Genomic DNA, 15,456 nt, shown 5'->3' with positions numbered 1-15,456 from the left:
TGCACCACCTTGAGCTGCCAGCCTGCAGTAGCAGTCAGCGACCGACCAATATTTGGATTATCAATAGTCACAATTTAGTCCGCCAATATACTAAAGAGTCACTGAAATTCCAGCTGTTTTTCTATCAAATAAGCCGCAGGATTGTGCGTTTTTCGAATTAGCTTTGTGTGGGCAAAAGACGCGCCTGATTTCGCAAACGCGTCAGTACGCATTACGGGTGGGCGGCGAATGGGGGCGGGGAAAATACCGTGCAATTGCGTCCGGCCGCCTTTGACTCGTACAGAGCGGCATCGGCAATGGTGAGAAGCGCATCGCCCCCACGCTTATCCTCTGGTGGCACAAACAGAGTCGCACCGCAGCTGATCGTCACCTCCAGCTTGGCCTGTTCAATAACAATCGGAGTATCGGCCATGGCCCGCCGAATACGTTCCAACAGATTCTGTGCCTGATCCTGTTTCGCATTCAGCAGGATCAAAAACTCCTCCCCGCCATAACGGCCTACCTGATCATAGGGCCTGAGTGCACCGACGATGCGCTTGGTCACCTCCTGCAACACGGCGTCACCGGCGGGATGACCGTGAGCATCGTTGATGCGCTTGAAGTAATCGATATCGCACAGGCCGATGCATAGGGGTTGCGACAGGCGTATGGCGCGCGCCATCTCCTTCTCCAGCACCTGCATCACAGCCCCGCGGTTGAGCAGTCCGGTCAAGGCATCATGGGTCGCTTGAAATGCCAGCGCATCTTTTGCCCCGAGTAATTCCTGCTGAAGTGTCAGCATGCGTCTGCCGACTTGCAGGCGGGCCTGCAACTCCGCATTTTCGAAGGGTTTGGCGATATAGTCATTAGCGCCGGCATCCAGCCCGGCAACGATGTCGCCGGTCTCACAGCGGGCGGTCAGCAGAATGATAAAAGGTGGATTGCTACTCTGCTGCTGGCGAATTCGTTGACACAGGGCCAGACCATCCAGCTTCGGCATCTCCCAGTCGAGCAGCAGCAGTCTCGGTGCTTCATCTTCCTGCATGACCTGCCAAGCCGCCTCGCCATCTTCCACGGCTATTGGCTCATAACCCCATTTGCGGGTCACGGCCGCCAGCATGGTACGTGAAGTCAGGTCATCCTCAGCGATTAGTAGTTTCAAACAGCCGCTCCTTCATTGCTGCCTTGAGTTGCACGAAGCGATTTTCCAGCTCTGGCAGCCTCTCACGGACAGCCTCCAGGTCAGCGGCCTTGCCAGCCTGCTCCATCGTCAGGGCCAGGGCGCTGAGCGCCATACCGCCCACGTTGGCTGCTGCACCTCTGATCTTGTGTAGCTGGGCGGTGGACTGCGCCTTATTATCAGCCGCGACCAGGACCTTGAGCTGTTCAATCTGATCGGGCATATCTCCCAGAAAGGCCTCGGCCACGGTGCGGACCAGGGTGTCATCATCCGCCAGTCGGCTACGCATGTCGGTGTAGTCAAACACGGGTTCATCAGAGTGTTGGGGTGAGGGAGCGGAATCATGGTTGATCGAAACTTCAGGATTTTCTGCGCTTCGAGACTCATCAGATTTGCCTTCGTCCCCTTCAGGGTTGGTCTGCTGGCAACAGACAGGCAACCACTGTTCCAGCGCTCGGCGCAGTTTTCTGGGGTCCACCGGCTTGGCGATGTGGTCGTCCATACCTGCCTCGATGCATTTGTCTCGATCACCCTGCATGGCGTTGGCGGTCATGGCGATCACCGGGATATTGTGATCTTTGACCGATGATTGCGGATCACGGATGCGGCGGGTGGCGTCATAACCATCCATCACCGGCATCTGGCAATCCATAAAAACCAGATCGTAGGGGAGCTGTTCGAGGGCAGTGATCGCCTCCTGCCCGTTGGCGACCAGGTCGATGTGGACGCCGAACTTTTCCAGCATGCCCTGGGCCACTGCCTGGTTGGTGACATTGTCCTCCACCACCAATACCCGGGCATTGAACTGCTGTATTTCACGGGCGGTGTAACGGGTGATCAGTCGCTCGTCGTCGCCGGTGATACCGGCCACCTGCAGCAGAGCGTTGTAGAGTTCGGACTGGTTGATGGGCTTGCTGAGGTAACCGAAAAAACCCGCCTCATGCATCTGTTTGGCATCGCCACGCCGACCCTGGGAAGTGAGTAGAACCGTACGGGTGGCAGCCAGTTTTTTATCGCTGTGGATGCTGGCTCCCAGCTGTGCTCCATCCATGCCGGGCATCTGCATGTCGAGCAGAGCAATAGTGTAGGGCATATCTAGCCCCGCCGCATCATGGAGCGCCTGCAGCGCTGCCGGACCACTTGCCGCCAGGTCATGTTCAACCTGCCAGACAGTGAGCACCTCGTCGAGCAACTGGCGATTGGTCGCATTATCGTCCACCACCAACACCTTTTCACTGCGCAGATCGCTGGTCTTGCGTGGCGGAGTCTGCACCTCAGCATTGGCCAGATCCAGAGTAAAAAAGAAGGTAGAGCCCTCACCGAGGCTGCTCTCCACCCCAATCTCGCCGCCCATCAACTCCACCAGCTGTTTGCTGATCGACAATCCCAGACCAGTACCACCGTATTGACGAGTGGTGGAACCATCGGCCTGGGTGAAACGTTCGAACAGATGCTCCTGCTGTTCAACACTCAGGCCGATGCCGGTATCACTAACCCTGAAGCGCAGCAGGGTTCGATCACCCTCCTCTGCTATCAAGTCGTAGCGCACCGACACCTCGCCCTGTTCAGTGAACTTGAGGGCGTTGCCCACCAAGTTGGTCAAGATCTGGCGGATACGCCCTGGATCACCCTGGTACCAGTGATGCAATACCGGGTTGGCCGGACAGACCAGCTCCAACCCCTTCTCTTCAGCGCGGAACGCCATGGTTGCAGCAAAATCATCCATCAGGGCGCCCAGATCAAAGTCGATGATCTCCAGGTCGAGCCTGCCGGCCTCGATCTTGGTGAAGTCGAGGATGTCGTTGATGAGGCTGAGCAGGGATTCGGCACTGCGTTTGACGATCAGGGCACGCCCATGCTGCTCATCACTGAGCGGACTATCCAGCAGCAGACTGGTCATACCGATCACACCGTTCATCGGGGTGCGGATCTCGTGGCTCATGTTGGCGAGAAACTCACTCTTGGCCCGGGTGGCGCTAAGAGCCTCGTCGTAGGCGACCTCCAACGCCTCACGCGCGTCAATCAGATCGCGCTCACGTTGATCTCGCTGCTGCATGACATTGGCGAGATCATTCACCGATGCCGCCATCAACCGCAACTCCCGGCTGGAGGAGCGTGAGAGGTGGAGCGGGACAGGATGTTGCGCTTCCGACAATCCGGCCAAAGAGTCGGTGATACGGCGCATCGGACGAATGGCCAGCCAGTGAATGAGGATGACGATCAGCCCGGTCAAGATAACCAGCATCATCGAGATAAAGAGCTGAACCTCGGCCACATGACGGTTGATCTTGCGGTGAACCGGTTCCATATTCCATTGAATATTGATTGTGCCAAACCGCTCGCCATCAAACACAATGGCATGGGTATCGGTGCGTATTTTGTCGTTGCCAGCATCCCTGCTCCGCGAGCGTTGAACCAGCAGTTCCCCCTGTTCATTCTCAATAGAAAGTTCGGACATGTTGGGCGTCTGCTCAAGCGCCTGTGCCATCACTGTCTCCAGCAAAGGAATATCCTCCGCGATCACCGCATCGATAACCGTTGCGCTCAGCAGCGCAAACGCGCTGCGGCTCTGTTCATCCACCTGCTTAAAGAGAAAATCGCTCACCATATGGCGGGCCAGGGGTGCAGTAATCAGGTTGATCAGCAGTAGTGCCGCCAACAGGGCTAAACCCAACTGCAGCCAGAGTGGCCAGCCCTTGCTTGGCGAAGGAGATGAATGACTTATGGCATCCGATCCTGGAGTTTCAGCTGTGCTTCGACTGTCCAAAGAACTCTTCATTATCCTGCATCGACTCCCGGATCGGCGCGTAGTCACTATCATCAGCGGGCAGGAAGCCCGATTTCTTGAGTGCCTTTAGCGCCGCAGAGTCTTTGAGTTCAAGCAGGGTCTCTTTTAGTGCAGAGATTGTTCGTGTGTTCAAAGTGCTGCTGGCGATCCAGGGTTTGGTGACATTGGGAAAACGGACCAGCTGACGAATTGGCGTGCCCTTTTTCTTCAGCTTCTTGAATGTACTCTCCTTGAGCGCGCCGGCATCAAACTGGCCGGCGCCAACAGCTGCGCCGACCCGGTCGTGTCGACCAAGGTATTTATAGCTGGCCAGATCGTGGGCAAACACACCGTTTTGCAACAAAAGATGTTGCGACAAATAACGACCGATGGTCGAACGTGGGCTGCCAAACGCGAAACTCCGTCCCTTAAGGTGGCCGATCTCTTTAATAGGGCTCTGTTCATGGACACAGATGATGCCGTAAAAAGTTTTGCTTCCTTGTTTACTCTCCATCACCAGCAGCTGAAGATCAGGATTCCGCTGCTTGCTGGTGATGTAGGAAGCCGGCCCCATCCTCGCAAAATCGACCTTACCTGTAACAAGATCCTCTATGCCCTGATCATAGTTTTTTGCTACCTGTATTCTGATGCGCACAGGCTCCCCCAGTTTATCCGAGAGCCGGGCCTGCAGCGCCTTGAGCACTGGCCGAAATTGCCTCACCATGGTGGTGGGCTTGTCGGAAGTGTAGACACCAAAGCTGAGCTTCACCTCGGCATGAGCAGGGGCGGTAATCAGTGTAAACAGTAGCAGTGTCGTGGTGATCGGGGTTTTCATATTGTTTTACAACGTAAAAATAATCTTTCCTTCGGCATTGTTTTGTCCACAGGGGGGCGAAGTCAAATTTGATCAGAACTTCAGAATCGTCTACGCCTCGATGCTCATTAAATTTGTCGCCGCCCCATTTGTCAGCCTGGTGACAACGATCAGGCAGCCACTGCTCCAGTGCCCGTCGTAATTTCGTTGAGTCCACCGACTTGGCAATGATCGTCCATGCTTACGACGATGCACTTATCCCGGTCCCCCTGCATTACATTAGCAGTCATGACAATCACCGGGATGGCATGACTTGTTCAGAGGCTCCTTAATCAGCGATTGCGATCACGAATCCGCTGGATGGCGTCATACCCATCCAGCACCGGCATCTGGCAATCCATGAACACCAGGTCGTAGGAAGGCTGCTCGAGGGCAGTAATCGCCTATTCCCCGTTGGCAGTCAGATCCATGTTAATGCCAAACTTCACCAGCATGCCCTGGGCCACCAACCAGGTGGTGATATTGTCCTCCACCACCACTATCTTTTCGTAGTACAGGTCGGCAATCTGGCGCGGAGGAGACCGCGCCTCGGCATTAGCCAGATCGAGGCTAAACCAGGATGCTGCGCCCTGAGCGGCAATACTGCCGATGGATACCAGCACAACACGCGACAAAACGAACAAGAGACAACGCTGCAAACCACCTTTTGTTTTTATTGGCATCGTCTCTCCCCACGGCCACGAGGAGTTCACCGGCACATCAATGTAAATATTTATCGGCATGGGACGATACTATTTCCATAACAAGGAGAACACATGGACTCTGAACACTTTGCCATTCATGCCGCACTGGCTCTGACGCGGCAGAGCGATGGCCATGCACTCAGCAGCCAGGTCATCCAGATCCTGCAGGGGCTCCCCTATGTCACAAACGCCACGGTGTATGAGGTCTTCACCAAGCAACGCATTAAGGGTCCAGATGCCGATCTAAGCGGCGCAGTGGTCAGGAAATTCTGCAACGGTCTGTCGAGGGATGCCCTCTCCATCGGCAGTGAGAGCGGACTCACCCAGTGCCTGCTGGACAATAGCCCGGTCGAAGTAAAGCAACAGGAAGCTCAGGGTGTGCGGCTGGTATTTCCGGTCAAAAGCGGGATCAACCCAGCCCGGCTGGTCGCCGTGGAGGGGGAATCATTCTCCCCTAGGCAGCGGGTCGATCTGCTGCAGATCATTGAACTCTACACCAACCAAACGCAGATTATTGACGCCAAGGAGCGTGACAAACTCACCGGCCTAATGAACCGGGAAACCTTTGAAAACCATCTGATGAAGATCGCCCAGATGCAGACAGAGGTAGGGAGTAACTGCGCCTGGCTGGCCGTGTTGGACATCGACCACTTCAAACGGATCAACGATACCTACGGCCACCTCTACGGCGATGAGGTATTACTGCAATTTGCGCAACTGATGGAGCGCACTTTCCGCTATACCGACATCCTATTCCGCTTCGGCGGTGAAGAATTTATCGTGCTGATGACAGAGACCACTGGCGAGGTGGGCGCAAGGGCCGCGGCAGAACGTTTTCGCGAGACCATTGCCTCCTACAACTTCCCTGCTGTGGGGCAGGTGACCGTCAGTATCGGCTTTACCGCGGTCAGCTCCAAGTTACTGCCTACTGACCTGATCGACCAAGCCGACCGGGCGCTCTACCACGCCAAAGAGAATGGCCGCAACAGGGTGGTCAGCTATTCGGAGATCAGTCAGGTAGACGGTGACGACCACGATATAACGAAGCAGGAACTCTTCTGACCCCACGACATTAATCCTTGATCATTTGCGGGGCTTCCTAACCTGCGAGGGAGTGACTGGGGTAGTCGAGTTCACCAAGATGGATGGCAGCGACTCTCTGCGACTAATGCGCCAGATGGTGATGCGTGAGGGTTGTGTGAGGTGCCACGGCCACTTGGGTTTCAAAGTGGGCGATATCCGTGGCGAGGTCAGCATCTCGATGCCACTGGCTCCTTACAAAGAAGCCACCGAACAGAGCCTGCGCAGCCTCGTCATCTCCCACACCCTGCTCAGCGATCGCAGGCGGAAGGGATTTGCTTTCACCAGACGAAGCGGTTTTACTGCTCCGTCCACTTCTCAAGCCTGAACAACATGCTGACGAATATCCTGCTTGCGTTGAACCTGCTGCTGCTTGCTCTTATTGGTTGGAGACTGCATCTATTCGGACGTGATCTGCGCACGCAGACAGATGCTGTAAAGCTAACGGAGTTGCGCTCTGAGCTTGCCGGGCAGTTCGACCAGCTGGTGATCCAGCAGTCGCTTCTCGATCGACTCGATCTGCACCAGGGCCTGCCCTATTCACCAGGCTGGTCGGCCAGCCCAGATTTTCTGGAACTGATTGTCGAACACTGCCTGGAGCAGCGGCCGAGGCTGGTGTTTGAGTGCAGCAGCGGGGTTACCACACTGATGTTGGCTCGATGCTGTTCGATGAATGGCGCTGGGCGCCTCTACAGCCTGGAGAACGGTGCAACCTACGCGGCCAGGACACGCTCGCATCTGCAACGATATGGATTGGCTGAACAGGGAACGGTGATCGATGCACCGCTGCAGGAGGTCGAACTGGAGGGGAAGCGCTTTGCCTGGTATGCGCCCGACAAGATCCCGGTTGGAGAAGTGGATATGCTGGTAATCGACGGTCCACCGGGGTTCATCCAGCAACATTCTCGTTTTCCGGCCCTGCCCCTGTTGTATGACCGTTTGGCGGATGGTTGTGTGGTGTTCCTCGATGATGCGGCACGGCCTGACGAGCGGGAAATCGTGTCAATGTGGCAGACGCTCTACCCCGACCTGGAGTGTGACTATCTCGATACCGAGCGCGGTTGCGCACGATTGGTGGTGCATAAGGGGCGTTGATCAACACTTAAGAGGCGTTGTACTGCACCTGCCACTCCTCTAGGGCAGCGCTTAGCTCACCGCTAGCACCGATACGGTCCCAGAACTCCGTGAAATCAGCCTTGGCATTCTCGAGGCGAAATACCATCTGCTGTGGCTTGTCGCGCAAAAACAGCGCGATGTTGGCCTCGATGGTGTCGAGGTAGTCCTCGGCCAGCGCTTGGCTGGTCTGATCCGACTGAGCGCCAAGCAGGATGCCTTCACGGTAGGCCTGCATGATGCCGAACTCACTACGTTTGGCGAAGCTGGCTGCGGTGGCGGCAGGATCGCGCTGCAGGTGCACGTAGAAGGCGCCGGTGCCGTAGGCGCGCTCGAGCCGCCCGAGGAACCAGGCCAGGCGGTTGTCGGCCTCGATGTGCTGCTCGGGGTAGGCAAGGCGCTGTGGGCCGAGCAGTTGAATCCGCGATTCGTGCGCGGCGCTGAAATTGTCGATATACCGACAGGCCTGAATGAAGGTGGTCGAGCCACAGCGCCCGCTGTTGAGAACAAAGACGTTCACCTGGCCGTCCGCTCCGCTTGCATGGCGCCAGTCGGGCTGAGACTCTCCAGCACGCGCTGCCAGCTATCCTGGTCAGCGGCCAGATCACACAACGCGCTCAGCATCTGGGCGTGGCGACGCTCACGCTTGGCCGGCTCGGCGATGCTGGAATAGCCGCAGGCGCCGCCCCCAAAATTGTGCTGCATATTGGCGATGAAGCGTGCGAAATCGGCACGCGCATCGACCAGCTCGGGGTGCGCCTGCCACCACTGCGCTGGGTCGGCGAACAGACTCTCCAGCCGTTCCAGTTTGTTCAGAATCTGCACCTGCTTGGCGCTGTAGAGCTCAAACATGCGCCCTTCTGTAGTGATCAGGCTCTGTTCGATCGTGGCGTTCGAGAGCGACCTAGCCGGGTAGCCCTGGGCAGTGAGCTGTTCAACGGTGAACAGCATCACGTCGCCAAAGAACTGGCGTTCAAACTCGCCGCACAGATCGATGCGGTCATTGCCGTGCTCGATGCCGGGGCGGAACTCCGACTGGCCCAGTCCTGCGACGGTACGCTTGTGCAGCATCGGCAGGTTGACCGAGACAAAGCCGGGGCCGATCTCGGCCTTGATTAAGCGTCCCATCACCGGGCCGGCCATGCGCAGCTTGAGGCTGGCAAACGGAATACCGAAGCGCAAAGCGGAGGGGCGAAAGATGTAGTTACCGGTGTAGATGGTGCGCGCCGACTGGATCCCGGCGTGCAGCTCCGCAGGCTCGTAATAGCTATGTCGGGTTGGGTGCTCACCGTCGAAGAAGCGGTTCAGGCGCACCGCGAAGTCGGCGAAGCAGGCCGCATGGTCATGCGCTCCGTCCAGGGTACAGTGGTAGTCGTACCTCGCCACCTCAGACTTGAAGCCGAACAGATCGGCCATGTCATGGTAGGAGGCATCACTAACCTTATCGCCATTGGGTTGGTGGAACTGGCAGGCCTGCGAGACATCCAGCTGTGCCATTCGCAACAGAAAACCCAACACGTCTTCGAGAAAGTTACCGGCCATCACCGCCGGCGATACTGGCGGATCACCAACCACCTTGCCAGTCAGCACCTGTGCGTCCGTTGTGGTGAAGATGCGGTCGAGCTGATGCAGGTAGTTGAGCGCGTAGAGGTTGCGCTCGCCTTGCGCAGTATCGATCCGCACCCGGAACTCCTGGTCGCTGTCGATACAGTAGAAGAGCTGCCTGGGCTGCGCTGGCAAGTGGCTGGCGAGGTGGAGATAGGCGAGGTTGCGGGTGATCGAGGCACCCTTGTGATGCAACGGTTCGCCGCTGCCGAGCATACGCTGCAAGGCGCTGCGACTACTCACCGGCAGGCGAGCGAATAGCTCACGCTGGGCGTCGGCACCAAAGTACTCAGTGGTCAGGCCCCGGGCAGTGAAGTCGGCCGCGATCTCGCGATGGCTACGCTGGTTGGCGTGCTGCTCGCTGTCGTCGGCGAGCAGCACGCTAACGTGGGTAAAACGGCCATCCCGGTAGCTACCGTAACGGTAGAGCTGGCACAGCTTAAGCAGGCTGGCCAGGCAACTGCGCAGGTGTTCGGGGCGGTCGGCAACCGGGATCACCACTACAAAGTGGTGACGGCGGTCGTCCGAGTCGGCATCGCGCTGTTGCTCGAACTCGCGGAACAGCGCCTGGTAGAGCGCCAGCAACTCGGGCTGCACGCCCCCGCTCCAGAGCTTTCTTTCCAGCCACTCCAAGGCATCGCGATAGACCCTGTCCGCAGCGGAGCCGTGCGGCTTGGCCAGCCAGGCGCTACGCAAGGCCTCCGTGGAGGGCTCTATAGCAAAGCGCTCGAACAGTTGGCTGAGCAGGGATGAATCGGCTACAGACATGCGCGGAGCAGCCTTGCCTCAGCGCCGCGAGCGATAGTTGGGAAAGGCATTCTTGTCGATCAGGATCTCGATCAGGTTGATCCCGTTGTGCAGGTCAGCCTGCGCAAACAAGCTCTCCAGATCCGCCTCGCGCGCGACCTTGTAGTATGCGATGCCGAAGGCCTTGGCCAGGTAAGCGTAGTCGGGATTGACGAAGTCACAGCTGATCAGGCGCCCGTCGTACTGTTGGACTTGGTTCTTACGGATCAACCCCATGCTGGAATTGTTGAACACCACAACATTCAGCTGCTTGCGGTAGTTGACCGCGGTCATCAGCTCCATCGCGCACATTTGGAAACCACCGTCACCAAGCACCGCGAAGGTCGGCAGTTCGAGGGCGAAGTGTGCGCCGATCGCCGCCGGCACCGCGTGCCCCAGCGAGGAGATACCCGAGTTGGGGTGGTAGTGGTTGCCCGCAGCGACATGGAAGAGGTTTTGCGCATAGATAATGTTGTCGTCGAAGACCACCGCATCCCGCGGAAAATGGCGCTCCAGCTGCGCGAAGAACGCCTCGACCAGCTCGAAGCCCGTTTGCAGGATGCGCTTCGCGCCGCCACTGGCCTTGAGTTCAGCGATCTCCGCCTGCGGCCCGCTGGCGGAGGAATGCTCGATGCCGTGACGCTCGAGATAGCCGAGGATGCCGTCGAGGGTCTCGCGGATATCGCCGCAGAAGGCGATGTCGGCATCGAACACCTTTTCCAATTGTTCCTGGTCGTTGTCGATCTGCAGCACCCGTCTGCTCTGCAGCAGGCTGGGCTCCCAGACGTAGCTGGTGCGTTCGTTGAAGCCGGCTCCCAGCACCAGGATCAAATCGGCGCGCTCGACAATATACTCGTGGGCTTCACCACTGGAGGTAACGCCGAGGCTGCCCAGCGACAGCGGCGCGCGTTCGTCGATTACCCCCTTGGCCTTCAGGCTGGTGGCGACCGGGATGTTCAGCGTCTCGCTGAGACGCGCCAGGACCTGCTGCGCCCCGGAGCGGATACAGCCAAAGCCGGCCAGGATCACCGGGCGCTGCGCCTGCACGATCATCTCCGCCAGAGCGTCGATCGCATTGCTGTTGCCGCGGATGGCATGGGTATGGCGTTCGGTCTTGATACCGTCGAGGATCGACGCGTCGACCAGTTCCTGCTGCACATTGAAGGGCAGGCTCAGCAACACCGGGCCGGAGTTCGGGGCCAGCAGGATCTTGGTGATCTGGGTCAGCACCTGAGGCAGATAGTCGGTGCGCTCGATGATCTTATTGTAGCGGGTGATGCCCTTGAACAGCATCACCTGGTCAATGCTGCCACCCTCGCCAGAACTTTCCTGGAGACCACCCTTGCCGTAGATATGGGTCGAGGTCTCACCGGTGATGACCAGCATCGGCTGCTTGTCGGCATAGGCGCTGGCGACCCCGGTAATCAGGTTGGTGGCACCTGGCCCGGCAGTGGAGATACAGGCACCGATCCGCCCCGAGGCTCGCGTGTAGCCAGCCGCCATGAAGGCCGCGCCCTGCTCATGCTTGGTCAGTATGGTCTCGATATCGGCAGCGTAGAGGGCATCGTACACCGGCAGGATATGTGCCCCGGGTATACCAAAGATGTGCTTGATGCCCAGACGCTCCAGGTACCTGACGATGAGTTCACTGACTTTTATCTTCATGCCGATGAATGGTTCCGGTATGCGCAGGAAACCCGATTGCTATGCCCCTCCCGGGCCGCAAGGTAGCTAAGTTTAACCGCAACCGCGTCCACTCCAAACCCGGATTTGCGGCGGGGTGGTGCAGAAGGTGCGAGGAGGTTATCGAACGATCGAAGTCCGTGTTGAGGATTGCCTCCCTGCCACCCATGACGCCCTCCGTGGCGTCGCGTGAGGCATGGGTTCAGGGTCGTAGGCACCGGACAGGACAGGGCTGTTCAGCCAGCTGCTTTTGGGCGTTGCGAAGGCGTGGATCAGTTCTTCGACTTGTCCACGATCTTCTTGATCCACGGCATCATAGCCCGCAGCTTCTCACCGGTCTGCTCGATCGGGTGGGCGGCATTGAGACGGCGGTAGGCGGTCATCGAAGGATAGTTGGTCTGGCCTTCAAGGATGAACTGCTTGGCGTACTCACCGGTCTGGATGTTGTGCAGCGCCTCGCGCATCGCCTTCTTGCTCTCCTCGTTGATCACCTTGGGGCCGGTCACATATTCGCCGTACTCCGCATTGTTGGAGATCGAGTAGTTCATGTTGGCGATGCCGCCCTCGTACATCAGATCGACGATCAGCTTCAGCTCGTGGAGGCACTCGAAGTAGGCCATCTCCGGGGCGTAACCCGCCTCGGTAAGGGTCTCGAAGCCGGCCTTGACCAGCTCCACCGCACCGCCACAGAGCACAGCCTGCTCGCCGAACAGGTCGGTCTCGGTCTCGTCCTTGAAGGTGGTCTCGATGATGCCGGTGCGGCCACCGCCGATGGCGGAGGCGTAGGAGAGGGCGGTCGCCTTGGCGCTGCCGGTGGCGTCCTGGAAGACGGCGATCAGATCGGGGATGCCGCCGCCCTTTTCGTACTCGCTACGCACGGTGTGGCCGGGGGCCTTGGGGGCGATCATGACCACGTCAAGATCCTCGCGCGGCACGACCTGATTGTAGTGGATGGCAAAGCCGTGGGCGAAGGCAAGGGCCGCGCCCTGCTTGAGGTTAGGGGCGATCTCGTCGCGGTAGAGGGCAGACTGGAACTCATCCGGGGTGAGGATCATTACCAGATCGGCCGCCGCCACCGCTTCGGCCACCGGCTTGACGGTCAGGCCGGAGTTCTCCGCCTTGATCACCGAGGGGGAACCCTCGCGTAGGCCGACGATGACATTGATGCCGGAGTCTTTCAGATTATTGGCATGGGCGTGGCCCTGGGAGCCGTAACCGATGATCGCGACCGTCTTGCCCTTGATGATGGAGAGATCGCAATCTTTATCGTAATAAACGTTGATAGCCATGTTGTTTTCCTTCGGAAAAATTTTGAATTCTTAATCTTGAATCAGGGGTGAGTGCGCTTCGAGCACCACTCAACTCATCATTCAAAATTCATAATTAATCATTGGCCCAGCAGAGCCTCAGAGACCCAGCCCCTTGTCTCCGCGTGCGATACCGGAGGGGCCGGTACGCACCACCTCGACCACCAGATCTTCATCCACCGCATTGATAAAGGCATCGAGCTTATCCGCCTGGCCAGTCATCTCGACGATGTAGCTGCTCTCGGTGACGTCGATAATCTTGCCGCGAAAGATATCCACCAGACGCTTGATCTCCTCACGCTGGCCCCGTTCGGCGCGCAGCTTGATCATCATCATCTCGCGCTCCAGATGCTCGCCTTCGGAGAGATCCAGCAGCTTGACCACCTCCACCAGCTTGTTCAGCTGTTTGGTGATCTGCTCGATGATCTCATCGCTGCCACGGGTCACCAGAGTCATGCGCGACAGGCTCGGGTCATGGGTCGGCGCCACCGTGAGCGACTCGATGTTGTAGCCACGGGCGCTGAACAGGCCGGCCACCCGGGAGAGGGCGCCGGATTCGTTTTCTATCAGTATCGAGATAATGTGTCGCATCAGACCAGCTCGCTCTCCGGTGACAGGTACATCTCGTGGTGGCCCTTGCCCGCCGCGATCATCGGATAGACGTTCTCCGCCGGGTCGATCACCACGTCCATGAAGACCAACCGATCCTTCATCGCGAAGGCCTCCTTCATTGCGCCCTCCAGGTCACCGGGCTTTTCGATGCGCATGCCGACATGGCCGTAGGACTCCGCCAGCTTGATGAAGTCGGGCAGCGCCTCTACATAGGAGTGGGAGTAGCGGCTGTCGTAGAAGAACTCCTGCCACTGACGCACCATGCCCATATAACCGTTGTTGAGCAGCATGATCTTGAGCGGCAAGGCGTGCTGCGTGCAGGTAGCCAACTCCTGGATACACATCTGGATGCTCGCCTCGCCGGTCACCAGCGCCACCTCTCTGCCAGGGTGGGCCAGCTGTACACCCATCGCCGCCGGCAGGCCGAAGCCCATGGTGCCGAGGCCGCCGGAGTTGATCCAGCGCCGTGGCTTGTCGAAGCTGTAGAACTGGGCGGCAAACATCTGATGCTGGCCCACGTCGGAACAGACGAAGGCATCGCCCCCGGTGATCCTGTGCAGGGTCTCGACGGCGAACTGGGGTTTGATCGGCCCGTCGTCCTTCTGCTCGAACTTGAGGCAGTGCATGCTCCGCCAGCGCTCGATCTGCTCCCACCAACGGGTCAGCGCCTCGCTGTCGGGACGCTTATTGTGCCCTTTGAGCACCTTCAGCATATCCTTCAGCACCTGCTGCACCGGCCCGACGATGGGGACATCGACCCGCACGTTCTTCGAGATCGATGCCGGGTCAATATCGATATGGATGATCGTCGCGTTCGGGCAGAACTGCTGCACATGGCCGGTCACCCGGTCATCGAAGCGGGCCCCCACGGCGATCAGCACATCGGTCTCGTGCATCGCCATATTGGCCTCGTAGGTACCGTGCATGCCGAGCATGCCGAGGAAGTGGCGGTCACTGCCCGGATAGGCGCCGAGGCCCATTAGGGTGTTGGTGATCGGATAGTCGAGTTCATCGACTAGCTCGGTCAGTTCCTTGGAGGCATTCCCCAGCACGACGCCGCCACCCGTGTAGAAGACCGGCCGCTCCGCAGCGAGTATGATGTTGACCGCCTTTTTGATCTGCCCCAGGTGACCCTTGGCCACCGGATTGTAGGAGCGCATCTTGATCTTCTTTGGATAGTTGTAGGGGATCTTGATGCCCGGATCGGTAATATCCTTAGGGATATCGACCACCACCGGGCCGGGTCGGCCAGTGGTGGCAATATAAAATGCCTTCTTTATGGTCTCGGCCAGATCATCGAGGCGCTTCACCAGAAAATTATGTTTGACGCAGGGACGGGTGATGCCGACTGTGTCGACCTCCTGGAAGGCGTCGCTGCCGATCACCGGGGTCGGCACCTGGCCGGTCAGCACCACCATCGGGATCGAATCCATATAGGCGGTGGCAATGCCGGTAACCGCATTGGTCGCCCCCGGACCAGAGGTGACCAGCGCCACCCCGGGCTTGCCAGTCGAGCGGGCATAGCCATCCGCCGCATGGGTGGCGCCCTGCTCATGGCGCACCAGGATGTGTTTCACCGCATCCTGTTGGAAGATGGCATCATAGATATGCAGTACGGCTCCTCCCGGATAACCGAAGACATGCTCGACGCCCTCGTCTTTCAGCGCTTGAACGACGATCTCGGCACCACTCAGTTCCACGTCAGTGACCTCCAGACATACCCCGGCACGCCGGGCAGAACGATATCAAAACGGCACAAACTACTAATACTGCACGAATAGGTCAAG

The 15,456-nt window shown here is 58.4% G+C and carries 14 protein-coding genes; 3 read left to right on the top strand and 11 right to left on the bottom strand.

The window, feature by feature from the left end:
* Nucleotides 1–211 precede the first annotated feature (211 nt).
* From L0Y14_RS03475 to L0Y14_RS03460, 5 genes are all read right to left on the bottom strand, one after another.
* On the bottom strand, nucleotides 212–1,141 hold the full coding sequence (locus L0Y14_RS03475; RefSeq protein ID WP_005961334.1) for a GGDEF domain-containing protein: 930 nt from the start codon (nucleotides 1,139–1,141) through the stop codon (nucleotides 212–214).
* Nucleotides 1,122–3,818, bottom strand: coding sequence for a response regulator (locus L0Y14_RS03470; protein ID WP_006474278.1), 2,697 nt, complete (start codon nucleotides 3,816–3,818; stop codon nucleotides 1,122–1,124). Before L0Y14_RS03470 ends, L0Y14_RS03475 begins: the two co-directional genes overlap by 20 nt.
* An 85-nt stretch (nucleotides 3,819–3,903) precedes the next feature.
* Entirely contained in the window at nucleotides 3,904–4,761 is an 858-nt protein-coding gene (locus L0Y14_RS03465) for a PhnD/SsuA/transferrin family substrate-binding protein (protein ID WP_005961330.1), read from the bottom strand.
* A 311-nt stretch (nucleotides 4,762–5,072) separates the two neighbouring features.
* On the bottom strand, nucleotides 5,073–5,141 hold the full coding sequence (locus L0Y14_RS16585) for a hypothetical protein (RefSeq protein WP_081417723.1): 69 nt from the start codon (nucleotides 5,139–5,141) through the stop codon (nucleotides 5,073–5,075).
* A 42-nt stretch (nucleotides 5,142–5,183) separates the two neighbouring features.
* A complete protein-coding gene (locus L0Y14_RS03460) occupies nucleotides 5,184–5,522 on the bottom strand; it encodes a response regulator (protein WP_005961328.1) in 339 nt (112 codons plus the stop codon).
* A gap of 33 nt (nucleotides 5,523–5,555) precedes the next feature.
* Here L0Y14_RS03460 and L0Y14_RS03455 point away from each other — a divergent pair, with 33 nt between their 5' ends.
* From L0Y14_RS03455 to L0Y14_RS03445, 3 genes are read left to right on the top strand one after another with little or no spacing between them, the layout of a single operon-like run.
* Nucleotides 5,556–6,545 (top strand): GGDEF domain-containing protein, encoded by a 990-nt coding sequence (locus L0Y14_RS03455; protein ID WP_006474280.1) that lies wholly within the window; start codon nucleotides 5,556–5,558, stop codon nucleotides 6,543–6,545.
* Between the two features lie 52 nt (nucleotides 6,546–6,597).
* Nucleotides 6,598–6,891, top strand: a complete 294-nt coding sequence (locus L0Y14_RS03450; RefSeq protein WP_006474281.1) for a c-type heme family protein — start codon at nucleotides 6,598–6,600, stop codon at nucleotides 6,889–6,891.
* A gap of 5 nt (nucleotides 6,892–6,896) precedes the next feature.
* A complete protein-coding gene (locus L0Y14_RS03445; protein ID WP_005961325.1) occupies nucleotides 6,897–7,658 on the top strand; it encodes a class I SAM-dependent methyltransferase in 762 nt (253 codons plus the stop codon).
* A gap of 7 nt (nucleotides 7,659–7,665) precedes the next feature.
* Here the strand turns inward: L0Y14_RS03445 and L0Y14_RS03440 are convergent, their stop codons facing one another.
* The 6 genes from L0Y14_RS03440 to L0Y14_RS03415 form a co-directional block, all read right to left on the bottom strand.
* Nucleotides 7,666–8,196 (bottom strand): hypothetical protein, encoded by a 531-nt coding sequence (locus tag L0Y14_RS03440; RefSeq protein WP_005961324.1) that lies wholly within the window; start codon nucleotides 8,194–8,196, stop codon nucleotides 7,666–7,668.
* Nucleotides 8,193–10,049 carry a hypothetical protein gene (locus L0Y14_RS03435; RefSeq protein ID WP_006474282.1) on the bottom strand — a complete coding sequence of 619 codons (1,857 nt, stop codon included), beginning with the start codon at nucleotides 10,047–10,049 and terminating at the stop codon, nucleotides 8,193–8,195. The genes L0Y14_RS03440 and L0Y14_RS03435 overlap by 4 nt, the downstream gene beginning before the upstream one ends.
* Before the next feature lie 18 nt (nucleotides 10,050–10,067).
* Nucleotides 10,068–11,732, bottom strand: a complete 1,665-nt coding sequence (locus L0Y14_RS03430; protein WP_005961322.1) for a thiamine pyrophosphate-binding protein — start codon at nucleotides 11,730–11,732, stop codon at nucleotides 10,068–10,070.
* Nucleotides 11,733–12,022: 290 nt separating this feature from the next.
* Nucleotides 12,023–13,033, bottom strand: coding sequence for a ketol-acid reductoisomerase (gene ilvC / locus L0Y14_RS03425; RefSeq protein WP_040819110.1), 1,011 nt, complete (start codon nucleotides 13,031–13,033; stop codon nucleotides 12,023–12,025).
* A gap of 123 nt (nucleotides 13,034–13,156) precedes the next feature.
* Nucleotides 13,157–13,648 carry an acetolactate synthase small subunit gene (gene ilvN, locus L0Y14_RS03420; RefSeq protein WP_005961320.1) on the bottom strand — a complete coding sequence of 164 codons (492 nt, stop codon included), beginning with the start codon at nucleotides 13,646–13,648 and terminating at the stop codon, nucleotides 13,157–13,159.
* Entirely contained in the window at nucleotides 13,648–15,369 is a 1,722-nt protein-coding gene (locus L0Y14_RS03415; RefSeq protein WP_005961319.1) for an acetolactate synthase 3 large subunit, read from the bottom strand. Before L0Y14_RS03415 ends, ilvN begins: the two co-directional genes overlap by 1 nt.
* Nucleotides 15,370–15,456: the final 87 nt, after the last annotated feature.

Source organism: Candidatus Endoriftia persephonae (genome assembly GCF_023733635.1).
GTDB lineage: Bacteria > Pseudomonadota > Gammaproteobacteria > Chromatiales > Chromatiaceae > Endoriftia > Endoriftia persephonae.
This window is presented reverse-complemented; position numbering and strand designations above follow the sequence as displayed.